This is a genomic window from Bowmanella pacifica, assembly GCF_014645355.1.
Classification (GTDB): Bacteria; Pseudomonadota; Gammaproteobacteria; order Enterobacterales; family Alteromonadaceae; genus Bowmanella; species Bowmanella pacifica.
The window spans coordinates 41,711-65,672 of sequence record NZ_BMLS01000006.1 but is presented as its reverse complement, the minus strand read 5'-3'; the positions used below and the strand labels follow the sequence as shown (position 1 = coordinate 65,672).

Here is a 23,962-nt window from a genome sequence, read left to right as displayed (position 1 = left end):
GGCTCCTCGGTTTAGCTTTTAGCCAGTTCTAGGGTATTAACCACTTCCACCGGGGCTTTGTCTTTGAGATTATGGTGACCGGTGACAACCACCTGCTCAGAGCCAGCTAAACCCTCCAGCACTTCAACTAGGTCACCTTCGGCATAACCGGTTTGTACCTGAACCTTCTGTGCAATCCCATCACGCACCACGAAGACACTGCTTTTATCATCAATATTGATAATGGCCTGGCGCGGTAACAAGGTGGCATTAGCATGGGTATCGTAGTTAAGCTTAACTTGAGCAAACATGCCGGCTTTTAAATGATTGTCCTCATTGGGTACTCGTAAGGTCACTTTGAAAGTACCGGTTTGGGCGTTAATGACCGGGCTAATACGTTCGACGTAAGCGTTTACGCTTTTATCGCCGGTGGCGGCAATTGCCAGTTGTGCCCCTTGCTGAAGATGTACGCGGGACAACTCCTTCTCGGGGAGATGCACCATGCCGTAAAGCTGTTTCTGCTGCACGATATGGAACATACGTTCACGTTGAAAGGACTCGGTCAGGTTACCTACTTTGGCATTTCGTTCGGCGATAAAGCCGGCAATGGGAGCATGGATGGTGGTCTCAGCCAGATCAAGACGGGCCAACTCTAGCTCGGCCTTAGCGGCATCGTAGGACGCCGTTAGTTTGTCGTAGGCGTCATCACTAATCAGCTTTTTGGCGTACATATCGCGCACTTTATTCAGCTCTTTTTCGATCCCGGTCAGATTGGCTTCAGCGCGTTTTAGATTGAGGATGTAGCGCTGGGTCTCCAGCTTTGCCAGCACTTGCCCTTTTTCGACGTAATCACCTTCTTCCACCAGGATCTCGTGGATAATGCCGGATGCCCGTGCGACCACAAAGGCTTCTTCTTTGGCTTCCAAAATGGCAGTGGTGGCGTAATTAGAAGAAATATCCCCCTGGCTTAATGGAGCAACTTCAACCGGAATGGCGATCACCTCAACTTTTTTCTGGGCGTTGTCGACCGTGGCTTCTGCACCGCCACAGCCTGTTATCAGACTGGTTGTGATAAGTATGGAACTGGCGAGTAGTGTTTTTACGAATCTGGATGGCATGATGGTCCCCGACACTATTGTGTTTTATATGGTGTTTACTGCTCTCTATAAAGCACTGACCGTGCCAGCAAAAATAATTCTTATAAAACAAATGGATAGTGATTTATGCTGATAATGAACTTAACAAAATACACATCACTTAGCATTTCTGACCAAATGTTGGTTAATTGTGTTGATTGTAAAAATATTGCGCTTCCAGGCACTGCAGAGCAAGGTAGCTAGATGGAAACAAAACGTAGGCACTTAGATAAACAACCTATGGAAAGACCGTTTATCGATTGACAGGCCATCTATCGTAAGGTGCTAAGTAAACATGCCTTGTCAGGGCAAGGCGGGCTTGTTCAGATATTGATTGAGGGAGAGGGGGCCAATAGCCTGCGGGACAGAGTTGACTCAGCCTTTACCACAACACTGCTTATACTTGCGCCCGCTGGCGCAAAAGCAGGCGTCATTGCGACCTATTTTCACCGGCCCAGTATCAGGCAGTATATCGCCATCTTGGTACTTCCACTGCTGTGATTCACGCACAAAGCGCGATAGTTCATGCAATTTATACACTTTGCCTTGTTCTTTGAAATAGGCGCAAAACTGCACTTCGGCAGTCTCACCATCAGGACGGTGCTGTTCAACCTGCAATGCCAGCCATTGGGTGGCCTCAGCGTTTTCCTGCAAATCGTCTAGGGACAACTGCTCACGTTTTTCCTGGCTGTAGGTCTCTAATACATAATCAAACTTTCCTGTGGCATAGGCGCTGTATCGCGAACGCATCAGGGCCTCGGCACTTGGTGCCGCTTCGCCTTTAAGTAACGGCTCGCAGCATTGGCTAAAAGGTTGTTGGCTGTGACAATAACAAAGTTTGTTCATGGGAAAGGTAGCAACAGGAACTAACAAGCCCATTACCATGGCCCAAAGATAAGATTGCTGTCCAGGCTTTTTTGTTTACTGAGGCTGATTAGGGTAACGCTGAACTGGCGACACAGTTGTTCCAGCCGCTTACGGCTTAGTTCATCGAGCACTAATTCCTCGACAAACAGCGCACAGGTTTCGCCTGCACTGATAAGTTTCTCCAGCCACTCCAGGGTCTTTTCGGCGTCGGGTTTGGGCAGATGCTGGCTGTTATGCTCGGCACGTTTAAATTTCAGGCTGTTGGATACCAGATATACCCATTTTCCTTGCTGTTCAAAATGCTGCATCAAGCTGCGTAGCTGTGCGCCCTGGTAAACAGACAGTTCCAAAACACCGGGCTGATGACGGGTAGTAAGTAGTGCATTAACGGCCATAACAAAACCTTGTTTATTTATACAGTGGTTGTGTAAACAGTAGTACTGTATAAATAAACATGCAAGTGTTTTTTTTAATCAATTCTTTTGTGTCAGTTGCTGGCTGGTTTGCAAGGCCTGAATTTGTGCCTCACTGAGTCCAAACTCGCGTAACACTTGGGTGCTGTGTTGTCCCAATAATGGTGCGGCTTGCGCGGCGGGCGCAGGGTGGGCTGACAATTTTATAATGTTGCCAAGGCTAATGTGTTGTTTGCCTGTGGGGCTGGTTATACAAAACAAAGGCTGACGTGCTTGTACCTGAGGGTCCTCAAGTGCCTGTGTCAGACTGTTAACCGGACTGATGCAATAATCGGTATTACCAAAGTCAGTCAGCCAGTCGGCGCGTGAACGGCTGAGGAAAAGTGTGCGCAGGGCCTCAGTTTGCTGCTGAGGTTCGGGAATGGCAAGAATGTCTTCGCGGCCAAGTTGCTGTAAAAAGCCCTGGTAGTATCTATGCTCTCCTGCACCAAAATATAAATACTGCCCGCAAGCACATGCATATAGGGCATTGCGTGGCCATTCTCCCTTTATAAAGGCCTCGCCATGCCTGGGATCATCGCAGTTCAGTTGTTCTCCGGCTGCCGGGGCCTGCAGGCCCATCAAGGCATCCAATACCGAAATATCCACCAGTTGACCTTGTCCGGTTTGGGTTCTGTGTAGCAAGGCGGCCAAAATCCCACTGAGTGCCGTATAGGCACCTACCATGGATAAACCCGGTGCCAAATGCGGTACGCCAGAGGCTGGGGAAAAACTGTCCAAAAGACCACTGAGGGCAGACAAATTGCCTTCGTGCTGCATCTTACTGGCATCCGGACCTGTCATACCATAGCCGGATATATGGCAATAGATAAGGCGTGGATTAATGAGCCGCAGGCTCTCATAATCCAGGCCCCACTTTTCCAGGCTACCGGGTTTAAAGCCTTCAATCAGTACGTCGGCTTGTTTGATCAGAGTGAGCAGCGCTTCCTTGCCCAGGCCTTTGCGATAATTCAAGGCAACAGAACGTTTGTTACGATTGATGCTCAGAAAACTGCCGTTGACCTTTTCACCCTCTACTTCGGTCTGGCCAAAGGGCGGCATAAAACGGAACATGTCTCCGCCTTTGGGGGGTTCTATTTTTACCACCTGTGCCCCCAGGTCGGCCAGCAAGCTACCACACATTGGGCCTGTGGCCATAAAGGCCAGTTCCAGCACCACAACATCTTTTAAAATAGCGCTTTTGGACATATTAGATATACCAATCCTCGGCAAAGTGGCGGTACATTTCGCCCTGATTGTTATGGGCGGTCATTACCTGGATGACATTTAACTGGTTTTTGGCGGTCAACCACTGGCGCATTTTTTCGGCATCAAAATGGTGAATGGTGGCAAGGTTTACCTTCAGGCCCTGATGTTGCCATTGGCGGTCCGGGTGCTTGAAATTGACACTGTTCATCTGTTCACCGGCGTGCCCAAGGATGGCGCGCTCCTGATAGGTGCGTACCATAGACAGGCTGTTATTCACAAACACAAACAAGGTAGCGCTGCCGGTAATAGTCTGCCGGTGACCAATATTTTTTAACACAAAGGGCAGAATATCCGCTACCAGATTACGTGCTCCGTCACCAATGAATGCCAGGGTATTAGCCGGGTTTTTTACTGCCACTAAAGGGAATGCCATCAAGGCATCGCCCATACAACCGCGGCCGTAAATACTGGAAAAGCCTGGCCCGGTGCGAATAACGCTGCATAGGGCACTAAAGCCGCATCGCCCGGCATCAAACAGGCCTGTATAGCGGTAGTCTTGCTGTTCAATTAAATTCACCAACAACTGGTTAAGCTGAGTGAAAAAGTAGTCTGGTGTCATTGGACTACTGGGCAGTTGATTGAGCAAGCTGGGGGGCGCTGAGGTGGCGGCCTTGAGTGCGTTTTGGCGAAAAGTCAGGATCTCGTCATCGACTTGCAGGCGACTGCGTACCTGGCGTAAAAAATCCGCCACTTCCATACATAAACCGTGGTTTACATGAGGAGCCAGGTGGCTGCGATCATGGGTGACCTGAACCGTTTCCAAGCGGGTTTTAAAGTTACCGGCCGGGAAGGGGCTGGAAGGTTGACCCAACCGGCTTTTCAGAAAGAACAATATTTGTTCATCCCTGGGATTCAATTCTCCGTCGGTATACAGATATTGCAGGGTTGGTCGACTGGTGCCATACACCCCTAAAGTGCCCAGGTATTGGCTGTTTTTGCGGCCTTGTTGATAGCGACTGACGGTACCGGGCCGTTGCACTGAGTCGGCTACTGCAATGCCGGCCTGTTCGGCGATGGCCTGCAGGTCCTGTTGTTCGCTGTCACTTAACGGGCTATCAATAACCCATACCACTTTGCGCTTAGCATGATTGATAAGCTGAATAATATGCTCGGGAACCGACTCAGAAGAGGTGGCGTTGCCTGCTGATGGCATGTCTGTCAGCAGTTCATCCGGTAAGCGGCGACAGGTATCCAACACCCTGGGCGTGGGCAGCAGTACCACAGGCCCGGGCTGAGTGGTGTAGTACTGCATTGCCTGCTTGAGATCTGCGTCCAGGTGCGCGGGATCCTGCATATATACCCAAGGGATATTCATGGCATCCAGAATAGTTCGTACATCCTCTTCCGCATTGATCATACCTTGGGCGGCAAACCAGCTAGTGGTTTCCCCTTCGCCACAAACAATAAAGCCTCTGGCTTTACTGCGTTTAAGGTTAAGCAGGCTACCTTTGAACTCCAGCATCATGCCGCAGGTAACCGTAATCAAATAAGGAGATGCATGCAGTTGCCAATTGGCCAGGGCGCTACAGGCTAAACTATGTTCGTTGCAGCCGTTGATCACAGTGACTGGTCGTGCGGCGAGGGCCGACTCCATGGCATCAATAAAGGGGGCGATGATAGAACCGGTGTAATAGGCAAACAGCCAGTTGTCTTGGGCCTGATGGGTGAAAAAGTTGAGCATAAAGGTAGCCAGGCTGACAGGGCGTGTACCGTAATCGGCTGAGCTGTGTACTTGCTGGGTGGGCAACCCACGCACTTTTCTGGCCAGCAGTGGATTGCAATGAAAGCGTACCAGATATTCCATCACATCCACCAGTGACTGACTGGCGAGGACTGCTTGCCAGTCAGTCTGGCTTTTATCCAGATAGTGTTCAACGGTATCCGTCAGTGAATAGAGCAGACTGTTATCTGCCGGTGGAGGATTTAAATACACAGTAGACATCGGAGTGCGAATGGCGCGAATGGTCAGCTGGTTAAGCTGTTGGTAAAACCTTGCAGTGTTGTCATGTAAGGTGGCCTGGGGCTGTCCTGCCTGATTATCGTAAATAATCATATCCAGAGCCGTGGCTCTGGCACTTTGCAGCAGGTCGGTTAAACCATTCAAGCTGGAGGCCAGATAAAGTGTCAGGGAGACGGGCGTTTGCAAAGCATTGAGCTGGGCAATGGCTTTTTCGCATAAGGTTGAATAAAGCGGCAACGGCGAGAGAGGGATGTTTTCCTCTGGCGCACTGCCTAAAATCTGTATTTGATAGCGTTCAGGCTGGCTAAATAAGGGGCGAAGCCCGTTAACTATTGCTGCTGTAACGTGCGTGTCTTGGCTGATAATGCCAATCCCTGGTTGATACATAAAACCATCCTGTTTGTGTGTTTAAACTATCATGCCCTGGCAGCGAAAGCGCTGCATTGTTAGTTGTTTCTAGGTAAAAACAGCTGGCCGTATAGCCTGGATGCAAACTCGTCCGTCATCCCCGATATATAATCTGCAATGACCCGTTGGGCCTGGCCCTGGCTTTGCCCTTTTAACCAACGTTGACGGGTATTTTCCGGTAACAGGCGCAGCGGATCGGAGCAAAAGGCATCAAACAGTGCCATGACAAGCTGCTGGCCTTTGTACTCCATCCGTTGCACTTCACTTTGCTGGATCACCCGGCGATACACGTAGCTTTTAAACTCTTCCAGCGCCTGGTGATAATCGGCAGGAAGGGCGGCATTATACGCCAGTAAAGGCTGAATAAAGGCCGGATGGGTGGAGCGGATTTCTACCGCGGTGATAAAGCCGTTTACCAGCGCGCCTATGGCATCTTTACGCTCCCAATGCTGTGCGCTGAAAAGCTTATCCGCCAGGGGCAACATGGCCTGACTCAGCCATGGGATCGCCAGTGCCCGTATTGGCTCTGCCACTTCGCTGACAAAGCTGTCTTGATTGACGATACCTGTCACGATAGCGTCTTCCAGATCATGGATGCTGTAGGCAATATCATCAGCCAGTTCCATAATGGAGCAATCGAAGGATTTAAAACGGGTCTTGGCCAGGTAGGGGCTGTAGGTTGAAACCTCACAAAACAAGTCTCTGTCCTGCTGCTCAAGTGGCGCCAGTAACCATTCAAAGGTCGACTGGTCATCATCAAATAAGCCTTTAGCCGGTTGCCAGTCTTTAAGTTGTTCAGTGTCTGGGCAGGCGAGTCTCAGCACACTTTGCAGGCTTGGGTATTTGACCAGGCCCAGCAGAGTGCGACGACATAGGTTCATACCAGCATCCGGGCTGTAAGGCTCAAGCTTAGTGACAATACGAAATGTCTGACCGTTACCTTCAAAACCGCCGTGCTCACGCATCATGAAGTTCAGCGCCGTTTCTCCGCCATGCCCGAAAGGGGGATGGCCAATGTCATGGGCCAGACATAAGGCTTCAATCAGATTGTCGTTCAACGCCAGTGTGTCACTTTGTTGCGGATATTTCTGGCGCAGCTGCGCGGCAATACCATGACCAATCTGCGAGGCTTCAAGGGAATGGGTTAAACGGGTGCGATGAAAGTCATTCATGCCCACCCCCAACACCTGGGTTTTAGCTTGCAGGCGACGAAAGGCAGCCGAGTGCAAGACTCTGGCCTTGTCCCGCTGGAAGGGTGAGCGGTGATCCCCCTGACGCTCAGGTTGCGTTTGTTGTCTTGCAAGCCAGGGGGACATTCACTACTCCTGTGTTATTTCGTCCAGACTCAGAGAAAAGCTCGGTACATAAGCGGTTAGAAAATAGTTCACTTCGTCAGACTTATAGTCTTTAAGAATATTGTCCAAACGGCGCTTAGCCAATTCAAATTCATGGTTACCGGCTGACAGTTCTTCCAGGGTTTTCAGATAAGCACAAATAATATCAGCTGCCTTGATGATAAATTTTTCATCCTCTGACTGATATTGACCGTCGATAAGTTCCGCATAGTCTTGGCGAAAGGCATCCGGTGCCATTTCAATCAGTTTTTGCTCGGCGATTTGCTCAATCTTCTTATATTCCTGTTGGATGGCCGGATTGTAATATTTAACCGGGGTAGGCAGATCACCGGTCAGAACTTCTGACACATCGTGGAACATGGCCAAGGTAGCGATTCTGAATGGGTCCAGATTGCCAGCATAGAAACGGTTACGGATCATCGCCAGGGCGTGAGCCACCATGGCGACTTGTAGACTATGTTCCTGCACGTTCTCAGTGCTGACATTTCGCATTAACGGCCAGCGGTTAATCAGCTTCATCCGTGCCAGGTGGGCAAAAAAATGGCTTTGGTTTTTACTCACTGGCCATTGTCCTGAAGGTATCCGGCAAAGAAGCGCTCCACCTTGCCCAGGGCTGATTGCAATACATCGGCATGGGGCAGAAACACCAGACGGAAATAACAGCCGTCTTTGAGGTTGAATGCGCTGCCATGCACCAACAAGACTTTTTCCTGACGTAACAGGTCGAGGATCATCTGTTCATCGTTACGAATGTTAAACCTGTTGGCATCCACTTTAGCAAAACAGTACATGGCGCCCTGGGGTTTGACACAGGAAATCCCCGGGATTTGTTCTAACAAACGCCAGGCGGTATCTCGTTGCAAGCGCAAACGGCCATCGGCTTGAACTAAATCGTTGATGCTTTGATAGCCGCCCAAGGCGGTTTGGACCGCATGCTGACAAGGGACATTAGCGCACATGCGCATCGACGCCAGTAAATTCAAACCTTCCATGTAACTGCGGCCAAGCTTTTTATTGCCGCTTAGCACCATCCAACCGGAGCGAAATCCTGCTACCCGATAATTTTTCGACAAGCCACTGAAAGTGACAAACAATAAATCGTCGGCTAATGAGGCAATACAGGTATGTTTGGCGTCGTCGTACAGGATCTTGTCGTAGATCTCGTCGCTGAACACTACCAACCCGTGGGCCCGCGCTACCTCGATAACCTCCAGCAGTAATTCTTTGCTGTATACCGCCCCAGTGGGGTTATTGGGGTTGATTAGCACAATCGCCCGGGTGTTAGGGGTGATCTTAGCCTTAATATCTTCAATATCCGGAAACCAGCCCGCTTGTTCATCACAACGATAATGCACTGGCGTTCCCGATGAGAGTGTGACGGCCGCTGTCCACAAGGGATAATCGGGGGCGGGCAGTAAGACTTCATCACCGCTGTTCAACAACGCCTGCATGGCCATCACGATAAGCTCGCTGACCCCATTGCCGATAAACACGTCTTCAATATCAATATTTTTAATATTGTGCTGTTGGTAATACTGCATGACCGCGACGCGGGCTGAATATAGTCCTTTTGCGTCGGCGTAGCCTTGCGCAGTTGGAAGATTGTGGATGACATCCTTGAGAATATCGTCAGGGGCTTCAAAGCCGAATGGGGCAGGGTTACCGATGTTCAGTTTCAGTACCCTATGCCCTTCATCCTCCAGCCGTTTGGCCTCGGTCAGCACCGGGCCGCGGATGTCATAACATACGTCGTTGAGTTTGCTGGATTTTACAATCTGTTTCATGTACTGCAGAGGTTAGAAAACGGCCCTACAGAGTAATACAGTCACGCCCGCTTTGTCTGCAATGCAGCAAAGAAAATTTTTATCATAGATATACCCTGTTTAGCAGGATGGATCTGGCTTTGGCAGGGCAGAGTAATGGCAAAAGATAATGCTTACTGACATATCGGCTTACATTCGCTTATTTGGCAAAGTACATCACGGCTGATACATAGAATCTGAGTATATCCGTTGGAGTAAAGGCGATGCCGTTACCTTTATTGTGGTTGGGAGTCGGGCTGGGCGCATTAGCGGCCGGTAAACATTTGGCCAGGCATCAGGTCAGGCACAGTGTGCTGCATCATCCCGGCGAGTCCGCGCAGTCTGTCTTAGTAGCAGATGGTGCTGTGGTGTGCTGTGGGGTATTCGGTGTGTTCGACCACAGCGGAATCTGGATGGATGGCAATGTGATTGAGCTGAACGGCAATGGTTTGATTCGGGCGGTATCGCCGCAACGATTTTTGGCCAACCGCAGTGGAAATACCATCTATGTGGCATGCGATAGTGCCGGTAACGTGCTGGCTGATGCCTTGGCAGCCGAGCGAGCCGCCGCCCGGCTGTTTGAATATTCGGCCTATGATTTACTGCGTAATAACTGCCATCAGTTTGTCCAGTCCTGTCTGGTTCCCCAAGGGGAGTGCGTGACCTTGTTCAATGAACTTAATCTCAGTCTGGCTCGCCATTTTCGCCAGCCCCTGAGTTGGCGACCGGCAGCCTGATACTGATTTCAAACCCTTGGGGATGATTGTTCGCCTCCAGTTGCCCCTGATATTGCTGTACGATAGCTGAAACGATGGCCAGACCCAATCCACAGCCTTGCTGGTCGCCCTGGCGCCAAAAGCGTTGAGTGAGTTTTGATAACGCAGGTTGTGCTACGCCACTGCCTTCATCTTGCACTGCCAAGCACCATTGACCGGGTTGTCCCTGTAGTCTTAGTTTGACCTGGCCCCGGCCATGTTTTAAGGCATTCTCGAGCAAGTTCCGACAAATAATATCCAGCAGAGGAGCCGGTAGAGGGCAGTTGTCAGCTGTGCCGGGCCCTTGCTCTATATGAATGCGGCCGGCATCCGTGCCGAAATCATGCAACACGGCCTGAATGACGGTATTGGGGTTTTGACAACGATGTTGTGCTCTGGTGGCGTTGTCGCCTAAACGTGCCAGCAGCAGGAGCTGCTCCAGTATTTGGTGTAGCCTATCTGCGCCAGACTCGGCTAATTGCAAACAGGTGATTTTGTCAGTGCCTTCTACCATGGCGGCGGCTTGCAGGTTGGTTTTTATGCCTGTCAGCGGGGTGCGTAGTTCGTGAGCAATGTCATTAGTCAGGCGCTTTTCCCTTTCCAGTGCTGCCTTAAGCCTGTTCAGCAACTGGTTCTGGCTGCGCAGTAATGGCTGCAGATCAACAGGTAAGGGTGACAAGGAGATTGGCCTTAAGTCGTGGCTGTCACGGCTCTGTATTGCATGGCTCAGACGAGTGATCGGGCGCAGACTTTGGCCGGTAATAAACCACAGTAAGCTTAGACTGATCAGTAAGGCTACCAGAGGAGGAGCAGCAGCTGTCACCAACATATCCTGCTCCAGTTGCTGACGTTGACTAAGTTGATCGGCAATAGTGATACGACGAGACCCGTCAAGCAGGGTATAGGTGCGCCATGCTTTATTGTCTACGTCGACATGGCCAAAACCCGGCGGTTGGGGGCTGGCTGTGCTTTGCAGGTTGCTGCTCATGACATTGCCCTGCAAGGAGGCAATATGACAAGCCAGACCGGTTCCTGATTGATTCAGTACACTGCGTAATTGTTCGCTGAGCTCATGGCTGTCTGACTGGGCGGGTTGATTTTTTACCAGGTTTGCGACCATGGCCGCGGTAGACACCAGTCGCTGATCCAGGGTTTTCATGGTTTGCTGGCGTAGATCCAGCAGCATCCAGGTCGTGGCTGCGCCCCATAGCAAAACGAAAGCCAGACCGGCGGTGAGCGTCACTCGTACTTGCAGTTTCATATTGCACCCGCCTTATCGCCCAGGCGATAACCCAGGCCTCGCACTGTGTCTATGACACCAGAGCCGAGTTTCTTACGCAGATTAAAGATATGTACATTCAGGGCGTTGCTTTCAATATCGTCCAAAGTACCGTACAAGGCGTCCTTTAACTGCTCAGTGCTGAATACCCGTTTAGGGTTGCTGAGTAGGGTATGCAGCAGGGCTTGTTCACGCCGGGACAGATTTACTTCAATTCCGTCAAGATAAGCCTGGCAAGCAATAGGATCGTACTGAATGTTGCCATGGGTCAGGGCATGGGTTGGGCGGGATTGATGCCTGCGCAGCAACGCCTGCAAGCGCGCCATTAACTCTCTTAAGTCAAAGGGCTTGAGCAAATAGTCGTCGGCCCCGCAGTGTAAACCTGCCACCTTGTCATCAATACTGTCCCGGGCGGTCAGAATAAGCACCGGGATGGGGTTTTGTTGGCTTCGCAGCCAGCGCAACAGCGTCAATCCGTCTGCATCGGGCAAATTGAGATCCAATATTGCGGCATCGAACAAATGCTGTTTAAGCATGACTTTGGCTTGGCTGACATTACCGACCTGGTCAATCACTGCACCCTGGGCACTGAGGCCCAGACAAATGCCATTGGCAATGGACTGATCGTCTTCAATAAGCAACACATGCATTAAGGCTGTGACTCCGTGCGGTAATCGGAGTGCCTTGCTATCAATTCGCGCGTGGCTGTGCAAGGGAAAGGCGACCAACATCAGGCCTTGCACTGTAAATGGCTTCCACTTTTGCCTTGTTAATCCCGCCTTAATCCTGGCGCGGCAAGCTCGGTGACATGTTAACGAATTTCGTGGTGTGAAAAGGTCATGCTCAGTTGGTCAATAGGCCCTTTTACCTTGTCAGCGCAGGTAGCGTTGGGTCTGGCGTTTGTGGGGCTGTTTTTGCTGGTCAGTAAATTACGTAGTGAAAACAAAGCGCAATACAGTGAGCTGGCCAATCTGTTCAGTAGCGCTGTGATGTGGGCATTGTTGGGCGCGCGTTTGGCCTTTGTTGCGCTTTACTGGCAGGAATACCGGCAAAACTGGTGGGGTACCTTGGATATTCGTGACGGCGGTTTTCATGTGGGGGCGGGGATTGCCACCGGCCTTGGGTATGCGGCCATACGTTTGTATTCGCGTCGCCATCTGGCCGGTCACTTTGCCTTAGCGCTGATCATTGGCCTGGTGGTAGTGATGCCTTTGCAACTGAGTCTGGCCATAGTGCAACAAGGCGCACGACTGCCAAGCCAGGTTTTGCCTGATATAACCGGAAGCGATGTGGCCCTTGAGCAATTTGCCGGCAAGCCGGTGGTGATTAACTTCTGGGCCAGCTGGTGTCCACCCTGTCGCCGTGAAATGCCGGTGTTGCAGGCCGCCCAGCAAGATTACTCACAACTGCATGTTGTACTTATTAATCAAGGGGAGAGAGCTGCTGATATTACGCGTTTTGTGGATGAGCAGGGATTGCAGTTGAACAACATGTTATTGGACAGAGACGGCGTGGTCAGCCGCTCGGTAGGCGCCTCCGCACTGCCCACCACCCTATTTTACGATGCTCAGGGGAAGTTGGTTGCCAGTCATCTGGGGGAATTGTCGAAGGCGAGTTTGCGCGCCTATTTGGAAAAACTAAATGTGGAGTAGAAGAGAACAATGAAAAGCGTATGTCTGGCCGTGTCGGCTGCATTATTGTCGCCTTTGCTGGTGGCACAAGAAGATTTGCCACCCGGTATTGAGTTACTGAAAAAACAAGGCGCAGAAGTGGCGGGCACCTTTGCCGGACCTGCCGGACTCACTGGCTATGCCATGAAACTCAATCAACAAGGGATGACATTTTTTATCACCCCGGATGGTCAGCATATGATCAGCGGTGTGTGGTATGACAACGAAGGGAAAAACCTCAGTGAAAAGCCCCTGCAAGAGTTCATTTATGGGCCTGTTGGCAAGGAGCAATGGCAAACGCTAGAAAACAGCCATTGGATCAAAGATGGGGCCGACAGCGCTAAACGTATTGTGTATGTCTTTACCGATGCAAACTGTCCGTATTGCCAACAATTTTGGTTGCAGGCCAGACCTTGGGTGAATAAGGGGCACGTTCAACTCAGGCACATTCTGGTCGGTATTATCAAAGCTGACAGCCAGAATAAGGCGGCAGCGCTTTTGGCGGCAGAGGATCCTGCCTTGGCCTTGGCAGAATATGAAGCCGATCGGGAGAACAGTCGTTTACAGCCTATGCAGACGATTCCTGCGCACTTGGCGGCAAAACTGGCAGACAATTACGCTGCCATGCAACAGACCGGGATGCATGCAACACCGGGTATTATCTATAAAGATGAGGACGATAATGTACAGATGGTAATGGGGCTGCCCAGAGGAGCCCAAGTGGAACAAATCTTCGGGCCGAAACCATGACAATCTTTACCGACATTGTAGTCGTCGATGAACAGCCAGAATAATGTCCGTCGCCACGCGCGTTATATCCGTCTGGTCATGCCTTATCGTGCTAGCCTGCTGGCTTTTGCGATGCGCTTGGCCAGACACCCGGATAACGCGCAAGACTTGCTGCAGGATACCCTGATGCGGGCCTGGCGTGGTTTTGACGGATTACAGTATGAGGCAGCAACTTGGTTATGGCTTAGAAGGATCTTACTTAACGAACACTTACGTCAGCAGGCAAAACAGCGTACAGAGCAGGTGCCTTTCGATGAAAATAATGTCACTTTGCCCTGCATAGCCGATACGCAATTGATGGCACACAGGGTGCGCCAGCAGATAGCGGCATTACCTTCGCATTATCAGCAGGTTGCCAGACTGCAATGGGAGGACGGGTATTCTTCGACAGAGATTGCTAGGATGTTGGCGATGAACCCTAACAGTGTGATGACCAGAATACACAGAGCGAAACACCAATTACGCAAGGTGTTGGTTGAAATCTGAGCAGTTCGCAGCCTTATTCGGGCAAAATCATAGATCTGTGCATATGCTCATAGAAAGGGCTGACTATTGATCTGTGCTCGATGGTTTGGCCCTGATAAGACCAAAACATTGCCCGGAGGTGTTATGTCTCATTCTTTTAAAGAAACTCCCCACAATGCCATTACCGATAGCGGAATCGCCCGCGTTATTCCCTGTAAGGAGCTGGATTTGGGGGACCCACTGAAGTGGTTAGCGCTGGGATGGCGTGACATTATGCGTGCTCCGCTGCTAACGGCCTTTTATGGTGTGATTTTTACCGCGATCCCTTGGTTGATTACTTATATGGTGGCGTTAACTGGCTGGCACTTGGTGATTCTGCCTTCAATTGTGTGTTTTATGCTGATCGGGCCCTTTTTGGCGGCTGGGCTGTATGATGTGAGCTGGGAACTGGAAAAAGGTCACAGTCCCTCGTTATGGCACAGCATCAAAGCAATTAAACGTAATGCGGTGAATGAATGGGGGCTGGGTATTCTGTTGTTGGTACTGATGATTTTCTGGTTGCGGGTAGCGTCTATTATCCATGCCTTATATCCCCCTTATCTGGAGGAAAATCTGGAAAACTTACTGCCGTTTCTGGCACTGGGAACTGTGGTTGGGGCCGGCTTTACTATGTTGGTGTTCTTTATCAGCGTATTTACTCAACCTATATTAATGGAAAGACGGGTGAATCTGGCTACGGCGGTTCTCACCAGTATGAATGCGGTATGGGTGAATAAGACCCCGATGATGGTATGGGCACTTATTATTGCATCCGCGGTAGGGATCGGCTTTGTGACTGGCTTCGCCGCCTTTATTATTCTGATGCCGTTGATTGGTTATGCCACCTGGCATGGTTATATCGATACAATCGAGCTAAAGCGCGAACGCCATTATGAATAGAAATTGTCAGGCGCTGGGCTGGATCTGACATCCTGTGTGACATCCAGCCCGGCCAGCAAACTTAACTTGCAAGGTTTTCTTCCTGAATTTCAGGGTTAAGGCCCTTTGCTAGCTATCCTCAAGCGCCATACTTGAGGGGCGCACTCGGCCTGGGCCTTCCCACCAGAGTAAGGTCGATAAATCAACAGCTCGTTGTATTATGTTGCATCGGACTGACTGTGTTTTGTTTAGGCAAGAGACAGGGAAAGACTAGCTGAGTTTAATTTTCAGGTCAGATTTGGCTTTACAGCAACAGGGTAGGATTTCATCATCATCAATATAGGCCAGGGGATCGGTAATATACTCCACCTGGCCATCAAGCAGCTTAGTGCGGCAGGCGCCGCAGAAGCCTTCGCGACAATGAAAATGGACTTCCACCTTGTGTGCCTCAAGGTTTTCCAGCAGCGTTTTGTCTTGATGACAGGCTAACTGGGTATCTTCATCCAGATGGATAATGTACAGCTTGTCCATTTTCATTGGGCGATCATCAGAGATCAAAATCTCCGAAGTCGTCAACACTCACTTCACTGTCGATTTGGCCAACCAGATAGGAACTGATCTCAGACTCCTGCGGCGCAACCTGTACGTTGTCGGAGTTAAGATAGTTGTTCATCCAGGGCAGGGGATTGGATTTCACCTCATAAGGGGTATCAAATCCAATGGCCGCCATGCGGTGGTTGGCAATATATTCCACATATTGGCACAAAATATCTTTGTTCAGTCCTATCATGGAGCCGTGCTGGAACAAGTAGGAGGCCCACTGTTTCTCCTGCTCAACCGCATTAAGGAAGATGTCCCGGGCTTCTTCACGACATTCTTCGGCAATTTCTGCCATTTCAGGATCGTCTTTGCCTTTGGCCCACAGGTTCAAAATATGTTGTGTAGAGCTTAAATGCAGGTTTTCATCGCGGGCAATGAGCCTGATAATCTTGGAGTTACCTTCCATTAGCTCACGCTCGGCAAAGGCAAAGGTACAGGCAAAAGAAACGTAAAAGCGCACTGCCTCTAAGGCATTCACTGAGTTCATGCACAAATAGAGCTTCTTTTTAAGCTCACGCATATTAATAGTGATGCTTTGACCGTCTACTTGATGCACGCCTTCGCCTTGGGTTTGCCATAGCTGCGTGGCGAAGATCAAATCATCGTAGTAGCGGGAAATGTCGCTAGCCCGGCGTTTGATTTCCTCATTAAGCACGATGTCTTCAAACACCTCACTGGGGTCGGCAAACAGGTTACGCAATATATGAGTGTACGAGCGGGAGTGGATGGTCTCAAAAAATGACCAGGTTTCTATCCAGGTTTCCAGCTCAGGTAACGAGACGATAGGCAGAAATGCAATATTGGGGCTGCGTCCCTGTACCGAGTCCAGCAGCGTTTGGTACTTGAGGTTGGAAATAAAAATATGCTTTTCCGGATCGCTGAGTTTTTGGAAATCAACGCGGTCTTTGCTCACGTCAACTTCTTCAGGACGCCAGAAAAAGCTGATTTGTTTTTCGATCAGTTTTTCGAAAATAGGGTGCTTTTGCTGATCATAGCGGGCCACGTTTACCGGATTGCCGAAAAACATGGGCTCTGCGAGTGGGTTGGTGCTTTGCTGGTTAAAAGTGGTGTATTTCATCGGCTCAATATCAACAGGTTATTTAGCACAGAGGCCGGTCAATGACCGGCCTTTCCATCAAGATTAGATTTTACAAGCGCCGCCTGCACAACCGTCATCGTCTTCCACCACGGTGTCTACCACGGCGTCAGCTTTACTGGCTGTTAGGTCGTCCTGCGTATCTGCAGCACCATCACGGGTGTTATGGTAATACATTGTCTTGACCCCGAGTTTATAAGCGGTCAGCAAATCCTTAAGCAGCAACTTCATGGGCACCTTGCCACCTTCGTACTTACCCGGATCGTAGCTGGTATTGGCCGAAATGGTCTGGTCAATGAACTTCTGCATAATCGCTACCAATTGCAGATAGCCGTCATTGGAGGGAATATCCCACAATAATTCATACTGATGCTTAAGACGCTCATACTCCGGCACCACTTGCTTGAGTACGCCATCTTTACTGGACTTCACGCTGATATGACCACGAGGCGGCTCGATACCATTAGTGGCATTTGAAATCTGCGACGAGGTTTCTGATGGCATCAGGGCCGACAAGGTACTGTTTCGCAGACCGAAGGTTTGAATATCGGTGCGCAACGCTTCCCAATCGTAGTGCAAAGGCTCATTACAGACTGCGTCCAGATCCTTTTTATAAGTATCAATGGGCAGAATGCCTTTGGCATAAGTGGTCTCGTTGAATTTAGGACAAGCGCCTTTCTCTTTGGCCAGTCCCACCGAGGCACGTAACAGATAATACTGAATGGCTTCAAAAGCGCGATGCACTAAGCCATTGGCGCTGCCATCAGAATAACGCACGCCGTGCTTGGCCAAATAGTAGGCAAAGTTAATCACACCTACACCCAGGGTACGGCGACCCATAGTGGCATTGTAGGCAGCGGGTACAGGATAATCCTGATAATCCAGCAGACTGTCCAATGCGCGAACCGCCAGGTCGGCCAGTTCTTCCAACTCGTCCAGACTGTCGATAGCACCCAGGTTAAAGGCTGACAATGTACATAGCGCGATTTCACCGTTTTCGTCGTTGACATGTGCCAGTGGTTTGGTCGGTAGCGCGATTTCCAGACACAAGTTGCTTTGACGCACTGGGGCAACACTCGGGTCAAAGGGGCTATGGGTATTACAATGGTCAACGTTCTGCAGATAAATACGGCCGGTACTGGCACGTTCCTGCATAAACAAGCTGAACAGTTCAATGGCTTTAATTTGCTTCTTACGAATGGACGGGTCCTGTTCGTATTTCACGTACAGCTTTTCAAATTCTGCTTGATCGGCGAAGAATGCATCATAGAGCCCAGGGACGTCTGAGGGGCTGAATAAGGTAATGTGTTCGTCTTTAATCAGGCGCTGGTACATCAGCTTATTGAACTGCACACCATAATCCAGGTGACGAACGCGGTTTTCTTCTACGCCGCGGTTATTTTTCAGTACCAACAGCGATTCCACTTCCAGATGCCACAATGGATAGAACAGGGTGGCTGCGCCGCCACGTACACCGCCTTGCGAACAGCTTTTCACTGCGGTCTGGAAATATTTATAAAATGGCAAGCATCCGGTATGGAAGGCTTCACCACCACGAATCGGGCTACCCAGAGCTCGAATGCGGCCGGCGTTGATACCGATACCGGCACGCTGACTGACATATTTTACGATGGCACTGGCGGTAGCATTAATGGAATCCAGGCTGTCGCCGCATTCGATCAACACGCAAGAACTGAACTGACGGGTAGGGGTACGTACGCCAGACATAATTGGGGTTGGCAGAGAGATTTTGAACTTGGAAACCGCATCATAGAAACGCTTGATGTAATCCAAACGCGTTTCTTTGGGGTAGTTAGCAAATAAACAGGCCGCTACCAACATATACAGGAACTGCGCACTTTCGTAGATCTCACCGGTAACGCGGTTTTGAACCAGATACTTACCTTCCAGCTGCTTAACGGCGGCATAGCTGAAATTCATATCACGCCAGTGATCCAGATAGGCATCCATCTGTTCAAATTCACTTTGGGTATAGTCTTTAAGCAGATGCTGATCATACTTACCCATCTCCACCATCTGCACTACGTGCTGGTATAGCGCCGGCGGCTCAAACTTGCCATAGGCTTTCTTTCTAAGATGGAAAATAGCCAGACGAGCGGCCAGATATTGGTAGTCCGGGCTGTCTTTGCAGATCAGGTCTGCCGCAGATTTAATCAGCGTTTCGTGAATATCCGAGGTCTTGATGCCATCGTAGAATTGGATATGAGCTTTGATCTCCACCTGAGAGACCGACACATTGTTCAATCCCTTGGCTGCCCAAGTGATGACCTTATGAATTTTATCCAGATCAATGGGCTCTTGCTCGCCGGAGCGTTTGGTAACGAGAAGCGTATTATTCATGCCGGTAGCCGTCTTATTGTTATCAGTTAGCGCAAATTGCCTGCAAACAACCCCATGTTTGCAGAAGAAAACCGCAAAGGCGGGGTTAGGACCCGCATTTACTTTGACACAAGATAGTGAGGTTTGGCTCTTTATGCAACCCAATATCTGGTGGTTTAATGGCCGAACAAATCAATGGCTTGTGTCAGGTTAGTAGCGACTCACCGAAGAATCGTGATAGTGACTTCGATGGTAGGAATGCAAGGAGAAATTCAGAGAATTTTATGCAGATAAATTTTTTATTTCTTAAAGTGAGCAAATTTATTATCTGGCGATATATAGTGTCAACTATCAGGTGTTAATACTAGATCTTGTGTTTGATGGCCGTAAGCAGCGCCGTTGGGTGTAAGATGCGCAAATCGGTTAACCAATGCTCAGGCCGTTCGCTCTGACAGATATATCCGTACTCTGCCAACACGGCCGTCATACCGGCGGCTTGTGCTGCTTGCATGTCACGCTCGGCATCGCCCAGGTACCAGAGGTGTGAGGCTGGAATGCTCAACTCAGACGCTGCCAGTAATAAAGGTTCGGGATGAGGTTTTCTGACTGGCAGGGTATCGCCACACACAAGGGTGCTTGTGGTATCCAATTCTGGGAATTGTGTCAGCAGTGGCAAGGTCAGGTGCGTGGGCTTATTTGTGACTATTCCCCAGGGCATATGCAGAGTATTCAGGGTTTGAATAAGTTCACTGATACCGTCAAACAGGCAGGTGTGCTCACAAAGCTGTTCGGCGTAATACGACAAAAAGCGTTTTCGCAGCACCTCAAACGCCGAAGTGCCAAATGCGATATCTGGGAAACCAAGTTTGAGCATACCCATGGCGCCATGGGAAGCGATGGGGCGATATTGTTGGCGGCTTTTGGTTGCACGGCCATGTTCACCTAGCAGACGATTCAGCGCGCAAGCCAAATCATCTGCGGTATCCAACAGGGTGCCGTCCAAATCAAACAGCACTCCTTGAGGATGGGCTAATTCAGCACGCATCCGGTCGATGGCAATGTAGCAGGTAATTCACATCCACATTGGCGTTGGACAAATAATATTGTCCGCTGAGCGGATTTAAATGCAGGCCTTCCATATGACGACACAACAGCGGCGTCTGGTCTACCCAGTTCATCAGTTCTGATGGGCGGATAAACTTGCTGTGCTGATGTGTCCCTTTGGGTACTAGCCCTAATACGTACTCAGCCCCAACAATGGCCATCAGATAGGATTTGATATTGCGGTTCAAGGTCGAGAAAAACACCTGACCGCCGGGTTTGACCAGCTTGGCACATGCGCGCACGATAGACTCAGGGTCCGGCACATGTTCCAGCATTTCCATGCAGGTAACCACATCAAACTCACCGGCATGCGCCTCGGCAAAATCTTCCACCGTAACCAGCTTGTACTCCACCGAGATACCAGACTCCAGACCATGCAAACTGGCGACTTCCAGTGAGTCTTTGGCCATATCGATACCGGTGACCTGCGCGCCCATCTTGGCCATGCTTTCTGCCAAAATGCCACCACCACAGCCAACATCCAGGCCTCTCTTACCAAATAAACCCTGACTGTGCTGAGCGATAAAGTCCAGCCTTAACGGGTTTATCTGATGAAGGGGTTTAAACTCGCCGTCCAGATCCCACCACCGACTTGCCAGGGCTGAAAACTTGGCGATTTCTTGTTCGTCGACATTCTGATGGGGGATGTCCACCGGTGCGGGTTGCTGAGACATAATCTAACTCATTGGGTGAATTTGGCGCCTAGTATAATCAGGCCAGGTGTCGATACCAATCCTCTTTTAGCTTGTTGTATGCGGCTTAGGGCTGTGAAAGTGCCAACAGGTTTGCTCGAATGCCGTTTATCTGAGCAAGCTGCGGCTATTTATTTTTTATTTTAAGTGGTAGGATTGGACGGTTAATAAACCTCTAATAAAGCTTGAATTCCTGGGTTTCTGCCTGTCACCTCTGACAAACGGGAATCCGCCTGGAAAGACGTAGATTAAAGAAGGGAACAGGGCTGTATATGACCGACCGCGCCAAAGAAATTCTCCCCATAAATATTGAGGAAGAACTTAAGAATTCTTATCTTGATTATGCCATGAGCGTCATTGTGGGCCGGGCCCTGCCAGATGTTCGCGATGGTCTCAAGCCGGTGCACAGGCGAGTTCTGTTCGCCATGAACGAGCTGAAGAACGACTTCAATAAACCATATAAAAAGTCGGCCCGTGTGGTCGGTGATGTTATCGGTAAATATCACCCGCACGGCGATTCTGCTGTGTACGATACCATTGTGCGTATGGCGCAACCGTTTTCATTGCGATACATGTTGGTGGATGGACAAGGTAACTTCGGTTCCGTGGACGGTGACTCTGCCGCTGCGATGCGTTACACCGAAGTCAGAATGGCCAAAATTGCTCACGAGTTACTGGCCGATTTGGAAAAAGAAACCGTCAACTTCGTACCTAACTATGATGGTACGGAACATATTCCCGAAGTGTTACCGACCAAAGTACCTAACCTGCTGGTGAATGGTTCCTCGGGTATCGCGGTAGGGATGGCGACCAATATTCCGCCGCACAACCTGACCGAAGTAGTCAAAGGTTGTATTGCTCTTATTAATAATCCGGACATCAGCATTGAAGAGCTGATTGAATTTATCCCTGGCCCGGATTTCCCCACCGCCGCCATGATCAGCGGCCGTAAAGGTATTGAAGAAGCCTACCGTACCGGGCGCGGCAAGATTTACCTGCGTGCCCGGGCAGAAATTGAAACAGAAGATAATGGTAAAGAAACCATTATTGTCAACGAGATCCCGTACCAGGTTAACAAGGCCAGGCTGATCGAGAAGATTGCCGAGCTGGTGAAAGAGAAGAAGATCGAAGGTATCTCGGCCCTGCGTGATGAGTCTGATAAGGACGGGATGCGCATCGTTATTGAAGTCAAACGTAACGAGTCTGCCGAAGTTCTGCTGAACCATTTGTATGCCCAAACCCAGTTACAAACCGTGTTTGGTATCAACATGGTGGCGCTGGATAATAATCAGCCCAAGATCTTCAATCTAAAAGAAATGCTTGAAGCCTTTGTGTTACACCGCCGCGAAGTGGTGACACGAAGAACCGTATTTGAACTTAAAAAGGCTCGCGATCGCGCGCACATCCTTGAAGGCCTGGCGGTTGCACTGGCCAATATCGATCCCATTATCGAACTGATTAAAGCCTCACCCAGTCCATCTGAAGCCAAAGCCGGTTTGGTGGCCCAAGGGTGGTTGTTAGGCGATGTATCAGATATGTTGGAAAGAGCGGGTGTTGATGCTGCTCGTCCTGATTGGCTGGAGCCACAGTTTGGTATTCGTGATGGTAAATATTACCTCACCGAAGCCCAGGCTCAGGCGATTTTGGACTTGCGTCTGCATAAACTGACCGGTCTTGAACATGACAAGATCCTGGCAGAATACAAAGAGCTGTTAGATCTGATTGCCGAGCTGATGCATATCCTGGCCAGCCCTGAGCGTTTGATGGAAGTCATTCGCGAAGAACTGGAGAAAATTCAGGCTGAATACGGTGATGAGCGTCGTACCGAGATCACCGCCGCTAGCCACGATATTGATATCGAAGATTTGATTGAGCAGGAAGACGTGGTGGTGACCTTGTCACATGAGGGCTACGTTAAGTACCAAAAGCTCAAAGAATACGAAGCCCAGCGCCGCGGTGGTAAAGGCAAGTCTGCAACCAAGATGAAGGATGAAGACTTCATTGAAAAGCTGCTGGTTGCTAATACTCACGACTATATTTTGTGCTTCTCTACCCGTGGCCGACTGTATTGGATTAAAACCTATCAGTTACCACTGGCCAGCCGAAATGCCAGAGGTCGCCCCATAGTCAATATTCTGCCTCTGGAAGAGGGTGAGCGTATTACTGCGATGTTGCCGATTGCGGAGTTTGTGGAAGGCAAGTACGTATTGATGGCCACCGCCTTCGGCACGGTGAAGAAGACCGACCTCACCCAGTATTCACGTCCTCGTTCCAACGGTATTATTGCCGTGAACCTGAACGACGGTGATGAACTGATTGGTGTGGCGCTGACCGATGGTCAGAGCGATATCATGTTGTTCTCTGATGCCGGTAAAGTGGTGCGTTTCAATGAGAAACAGCGCGATGCCGAAACCGGGGAAGTGAAGCTTGATCCAGAAACTGGCGAAGAATTGCTGTCGCTGCGCCCCATGGGACGCACCGCAACAGGGGTTCGTGGTATTCGTCTGCAAGACGGCCAGAAAGTGGTATCACTGATTGTGCCGCAGGGGGATGGTGCTGTTCTGACGGTAACGGAAAACGGCTACGGTAAGCGTACCCCGCTGGATGATTACCCAGCGAAGAGCCGTGCCACTCAAGGTGTGGTATCGATCAAAGTGTCTGAGCGTAATGGTGTCGTGGTAGGTGCTGTTCAGGTCGATGAAAATGATGAAATCATGCTGATCAGTGACCAGGGCACCTTGGTGCGTACCCGGGTCAGTGAAGTGTCTGTGATTGGTCGAAACACCCAAGGGGTGAGATTGATCCGCACCGGCGAAAATGAGCATGTAGTTGGTTTGCAGCGAATCGATGAAGTCGAGAGCGAAGAAGACTACATGGAAGAAGACGGGCAAGAACCCGCATTACAGGCAAGTTCGGACGAAGGCCAAGAGCCTGGCGACGACGTATAGACGACAGAAATCCAGTCGAGGGACAGCAATGTCCCTTTATGTATAGGAAGTACGGTATGTCGGTGTTGTCTGGAACAT

General features: G+C 50.1%; 21 protein-coding genes. 6 read left to right on the top strand and 15 right to left on the bottom strand.

The genetic code is table 11. The features are described 5' to 3' along the window. Positions 1 to 11: 11 nt before the first annotated feature. The 8 genes from IEX02_RS16200 to IEX02_RS16165 all read right to left on the bottom strand — a co-directional run bounded on the left by IEX02_RS16200 (position 12) and on the right by IEX02_RS16165 (position 9,210). Positions 12 to 1,097, bottom strand: coding sequence for an efflux RND transporter periplasmic adaptor subunit (locus tag IEX02_RS16200; protein ID WP_188697545.1), 1,086 nt, complete (start codon positions 1,095 to 1,097; stop codon positions 12 to 14). 393 nt (positions 1,098 to 1,490) lie between these two features. After that, complete coding sequence (locus IEX02_RS16195; RefSeq protein ID WP_188697542.1) at positions 1,491 to 1,961, bottom strand: YchJ family protein; 471 nt, start codon at positions 1,959 to 1,961, stop codon at positions 1,491 to 1,493. 32 nt (positions 1,962 to 1,993) lie between these two features. Then, positions 1,994 to 2,377, bottom strand: coding sequence for a hypothetical protein (locus IEX02_RS16190; protein WP_188697540.1), 384 nt, complete (start codon positions 2,375 to 2,377; stop codon positions 1,994 to 1,996). A gap of 78 nt (positions 2,378 to 2,455) precedes the next feature. Continuing rightward, the gene (locus IEX02_RS16185; protein ID WP_188697539.1) at positions 2,456 to 3,643 is read right to left on the bottom strand and encodes a CaiB/BaiF CoA transferase family protein; all 1,188 of its coding nucleotides are present in this window, start codon (positions 3,641 to 3,643) and stop codon (positions 2,456 to 2,458) included. A 1-nt stretch (position 3,644) separates the two neighbouring features. Beyond that, on the bottom strand, positions 3,645 to 6,050 hold the full coding sequence (locus IEX02_RS16180) for a hypothetical protein (RefSeq protein WP_188697538.1): 2,406 nt from the start codon (positions 6,048 to 6,050) through the stop codon (positions 3,645 to 3,647). Between the two features lie 59 nt (positions 6,051 to 6,109). Then, entirely contained in the window at positions 6,110 to 7,387 is a 1,278-nt protein-coding gene (locus tag IEX02_RS16175; RefSeq protein WP_188697537.1) for an anti-phage deoxyguanosine triphosphatase, read from the bottom strand. Positions 7,388 to 7,390: 3 nt separating this feature from the next. After that, positions 7,391 to 7,987, bottom strand: a complete 597-nt coding sequence (yfbR, locus tag IEX02_RS16170; RefSeq protein ID WP_188697536.1) for a 5'-deoxynucleotidase — start codon at positions 7,985 to 7,987, stop codon at positions 7,391 to 7,393. After that, positions 7,984 to 9,210 carry a pyridoxal phosphate-dependent aminotransferase gene (locus IEX02_RS16165; protein WP_188697535.1) on the bottom strand — a complete coding sequence of 409 codons (1,227 nt, stop codon included), beginning with the start codon at positions 9,208 to 9,210 and terminating at the stop codon, positions 7,984 to 7,986. The genes yfbR and IEX02_RS16165 overlap by 4 nt, the downstream gene beginning before the upstream one ends. A 242-nt stretch (positions 9,211 to 9,452) precedes the next feature. Between IEX02_RS16165 and IEX02_RS16160 the strand changes: the two genes are divergently transcribed. Beyond that, positions 9,453 to 9,965: a hypothetical protein gene (locus IEX02_RS16160; protein WP_188697534.1), complete on the top strand. Its 513-nt coding sequence runs from the start codon at positions 9,453 to 9,455 to the stop codon at positions 9,963 to 9,965. Here IEX02_RS16160 and IEX02_RS16155 read toward each other — a convergent pair. Continuing rightward, positions 9,913 to 11,244 carry a sensor histidine kinase gene (locus IEX02_RS16155; RefSeq protein WP_188697533.1) on the bottom strand — a complete coding sequence of 444 codons (1,332 nt, stop codon included), beginning with the start codon at positions 11,242 to 11,244 and terminating at the stop codon, positions 9,913 to 9,915. The genes IEX02_RS16160 and IEX02_RS16155 overlap by 53 nt on opposite strands. Next, a complete protein-coding gene (locus IEX02_RS16150; RefSeq protein WP_188697530.1) occupies positions 11,241 to 11,912 on the bottom strand; it encodes a response regulator transcription factor in 672 nt (223 codons plus the stop codon). Before IEX02_RS16150 ends, IEX02_RS16155 begins: the two co-directional genes overlap by 4 nt. A 189-nt stretch (positions 11,913 to 12,101) precedes the next feature. Between IEX02_RS16150 and IEX02_RS16145 the strand changes: the two genes are divergently transcribed. The 4 genes from IEX02_RS16145 (at position 12,102) to IEX02_RS16130 (ending at position 15,125) form a co-directional block, all read left to right on the top strand. Then, the gene (locus tag IEX02_RS16145; protein WP_188697527.1) at positions 12,102 to 12,914 is read left to right on the top strand and encodes a TlpA disulfide reductase family protein; all 813 of its coding nucleotides are present in this window, start codon (positions 12,102 to 12,104) and stop codon (positions 12,912 to 12,914) included. A gap of 9 nt (positions 12,915 to 12,923) precedes the next feature. After that, positions 12,924 to 13,682 carry a thiol:disulfide interchange protein DsbG gene (gene dsbG, locus IEX02_RS16140; protein WP_188697524.1) on the top strand — a complete coding sequence of 253 codons (759 nt, stop codon included), beginning with the start codon at positions 12,924 to 12,926 and terminating at the stop codon, positions 13,680 to 13,682. A 27-nt stretch (positions 13,683 to 13,709) separates the two neighbouring features. Then, on the top strand, positions 13,710 to 14,207 hold the full coding sequence (locus IEX02_RS16135; RefSeq protein WP_188697521.1) for an RNA polymerase sigma factor: 498 nt from the start codon (positions 13,710 to 13,712) through the stop codon (positions 14,205 to 14,207). A gap of 123 nt (positions 14,208 to 14,330) precedes the next feature. Beyond that, the gene (locus IEX02_RS16130) at positions 14,331 to 15,125 is read left to right on the top strand and encodes a DUF2189 domain-containing protein (protein ID WP_188697517.1); all 795 of its coding nucleotides are present in this window, start codon (positions 14,331 to 14,333) and stop codon (positions 15,123 to 15,125) included. A gap of 249 nt (positions 15,126 to 15,374) precedes the next feature. On the opposite strand, the gene yfaE is transcribed toward IEX02_RS16130, so the two are convergent. The 5 genes from yfaE to ubiG all read right to left on the bottom strand — a co-directional run bounded on the left by yfaE (position 15,375) and on the right by ubiG (position 20,918). After that, a complete protein-coding gene (gene yfaE, locus IEX02_RS16125) occupies positions 15,375 to 15,635 on the bottom strand; it encodes a class I ribonucleotide reductase maintenance protein YfaE (RefSeq protein WP_229702271.1) in 261 nt (86 codons plus the stop codon). A 16-nt stretch (positions 15,636 to 15,651) separates the two neighbouring features. Then, positions 15,652 to 16,782 (bottom strand): class Ia ribonucleoside-diphosphate reductase subunit beta, encoded by a 1,131-nt coding sequence (gene nrdB, locus IEX02_RS16120; RefSeq protein WP_188697512.1) that lies wholly within the window; start codon positions 16,780 to 16,782, stop codon positions 15,652 to 15,654. Between the two features lie 63 nt (positions 16,783 to 16,845). Then, complete coding sequence (gene nrdA, locus IEX02_RS16115) at positions 16,846 to 19,161, bottom strand: class 1a ribonucleoside-diphosphate reductase subunit alpha (protein ID WP_188697510.1); 2,316 nt, start codon at positions 19,159 to 19,161, stop codon at positions 16,846 to 16,848. A 343-nt stretch (positions 19,162 to 19,504) separates the two neighbouring features. Further along, entirely contained in the window at positions 19,505 to 20,185 is a 681-nt protein-coding gene (locus tag IEX02_RS16110) for an HAD family hydrolase (protein ID WP_188697508.1), read from the bottom strand. Further along, entirely contained in the window at positions 20,175 to 20,918 is a 744-nt protein-coding gene (gene ubiG, locus IEX02_RS16105) for a bifunctional 2-polyprenyl-6-hydroxyphenol methylase/3-demethylubiquinol 3-O-methyltransferase UbiG (protein WP_188697506.1), read from the bottom strand. Before ubiG ends, IEX02_RS16110 begins: the two co-directional genes overlap by 11 nt. A gap of 290 nt (positions 20,919 to 21,208) precedes the next feature. Here ubiG and gyrA point away from each other — a divergent pair, with 290 nt between their 5' ends. Then, positions 21,209 to 23,884 (top strand): DNA topoisomerase (ATP-hydrolyzing) subunit A, encoded by a 2,676-nt coding sequence (gene gyrA, locus IEX02_RS16100; protein ID WP_188697504.1) that lies wholly within the window; start codon positions 21,209 to 21,211, stop codon positions 23,882 to 23,884. Positions 23,885 to 23,962: the final 78 nt, after the last annotated feature.

Excerpts from the sequence above, each read along its gene's own strand:
- IEX02_RS16200 (WP_188697545.1), bottom strand. The coding sequence starts at position 1,097 with ATGCCATCCAGATTCGTAAAAACACTACTCGCCAGTTCCATACTTATC.
- IEX02_RS16150 (WP_188697530.1), bottom strand. The coding sequence starts at position 11,912 with ATGCATGTGTTGCTTATTGAAGACGATCAGTCCATTGCCAATGGCATT.
- nrdB (WP_188697512.1), bottom strand. The coding sequence starts at position 16,782 with ATGAAATACACCACTTTTAACCAGCAAAGCACCAACCCACTCGCAGAG.
- nrdA (WP_188697510.1), bottom strand. The coding sequence starts at position 19,161 with ATGAATAATACGCTTCTCGTTACCAAACGCTCCGGCGAGCAAGAGCCC.
- IEX02_RS16175 (WP_188697537.1), bottom strand. The coding sequence starts at position 7,387 with ATGTCCCCCTGGCTTGCAAGACAACAAACGCAACCTGAGCGTCAGGGG.
- IEX02_RS16185 (WP_188697539.1), bottom strand. The coding sequence starts at position 3,643 with ATGTCCAAAAGCGCTATTTTAAAAGATGTTGTGGTGCTGGAACTGGCC.
- IEX02_RS16130 (WP_188697517.1), top strand. The coding sequence starts at position 14,331 with ATGTCTCATTCTTTTAAAGAAACTCCCCACAATGCCATTACCGATAGC.
- gyrA (WP_188697504.1), top strand. The coding sequence starts at position 21,209 with ATGACCGACCGCGCCAAAGAAATTCTCCCCATAAATATTGAGGAAGAA.
- IEX02_RS16155 (WP_188697533.1), bottom strand. The coding sequence starts at position 11,244 with ATGAAACTGCAAGTACGAGTGACGCTCACCGCCGGTCTGGCTTTCGTT.
- IEX02_RS16145 (WP_188697527.1), top strand. The coding sequence starts at position 12,102 with ATGCTCAGTTGGTCAATAGGCCCTTTTACCTTGTCAGCGCAGGTAGCG.
- ubiG (WP_188697506.1), bottom strand. The coding sequence starts at position 20,918 with ATGTCTCAGCAACCCGCACCGGTGGACATCCCCCATCAGAATGTCGAC.
- IEX02_RS16190 (WP_188697540.1), bottom strand. The coding sequence starts at position 2,377 with ATGGCCGTTAATGCACTACTTACTACCCGTCATCAGCCCGGTGTTTTG.
- IEX02_RS16160 (WP_188697534.1), top strand. The coding sequence starts at position 9,453 with ATGCCGTTACCTTTATTGTGGTTGGGAGTCGGGCTGGGCGCATTAGCG.
- IEX02_RS16135 (WP_188697521.1), top strand. The coding sequence starts at position 13,710 with ATGAACAGCCAGAATAATGTCCGTCGCCACGCGCGTTATATCCGTCTG.
- IEX02_RS16165 (WP_188697535.1), bottom strand. The coding sequence starts at position 9,210 with ATGAAACAGATTGTAAAATCCAGCAAACTCAACGACGTATGTTATGAC.
- dsbG (WP_188697524.1), top strand. The coding sequence starts at position 12,924 with ATGAAAAGCGTATGTCTGGCCGTGTCGGCTGCATTATTGTCGCCTTTG.
- IEX02_RS16110 (WP_188697508.1), bottom strand. The coding sequence starts at position 20,185 with ATGCGTGCTGAATTAGCCCATCCTCAAGGAGTGCTGTTTGATTTGGAC.
- IEX02_RS16195 (WP_188697542.1), bottom strand. The coding sequence starts at position 1,961 with ATGAACAAACTTTGTTATTGTCACAGCCAACAACCTTTTAGCCAATGC.
- yfaE (WP_229702271.1), bottom strand. The coding sequence starts at position 15,635 with ATGGACAAGCTGTACATTATCCATCTGGATGAAGATACCCAGTTAGCC.
- IEX02_RS16180 (WP_188697538.1), bottom strand. The coding sequence starts at position 6,050 with ATGTATCAACCAGGGATTGGCATTATCAGCCAAGACACGCACGTTACA.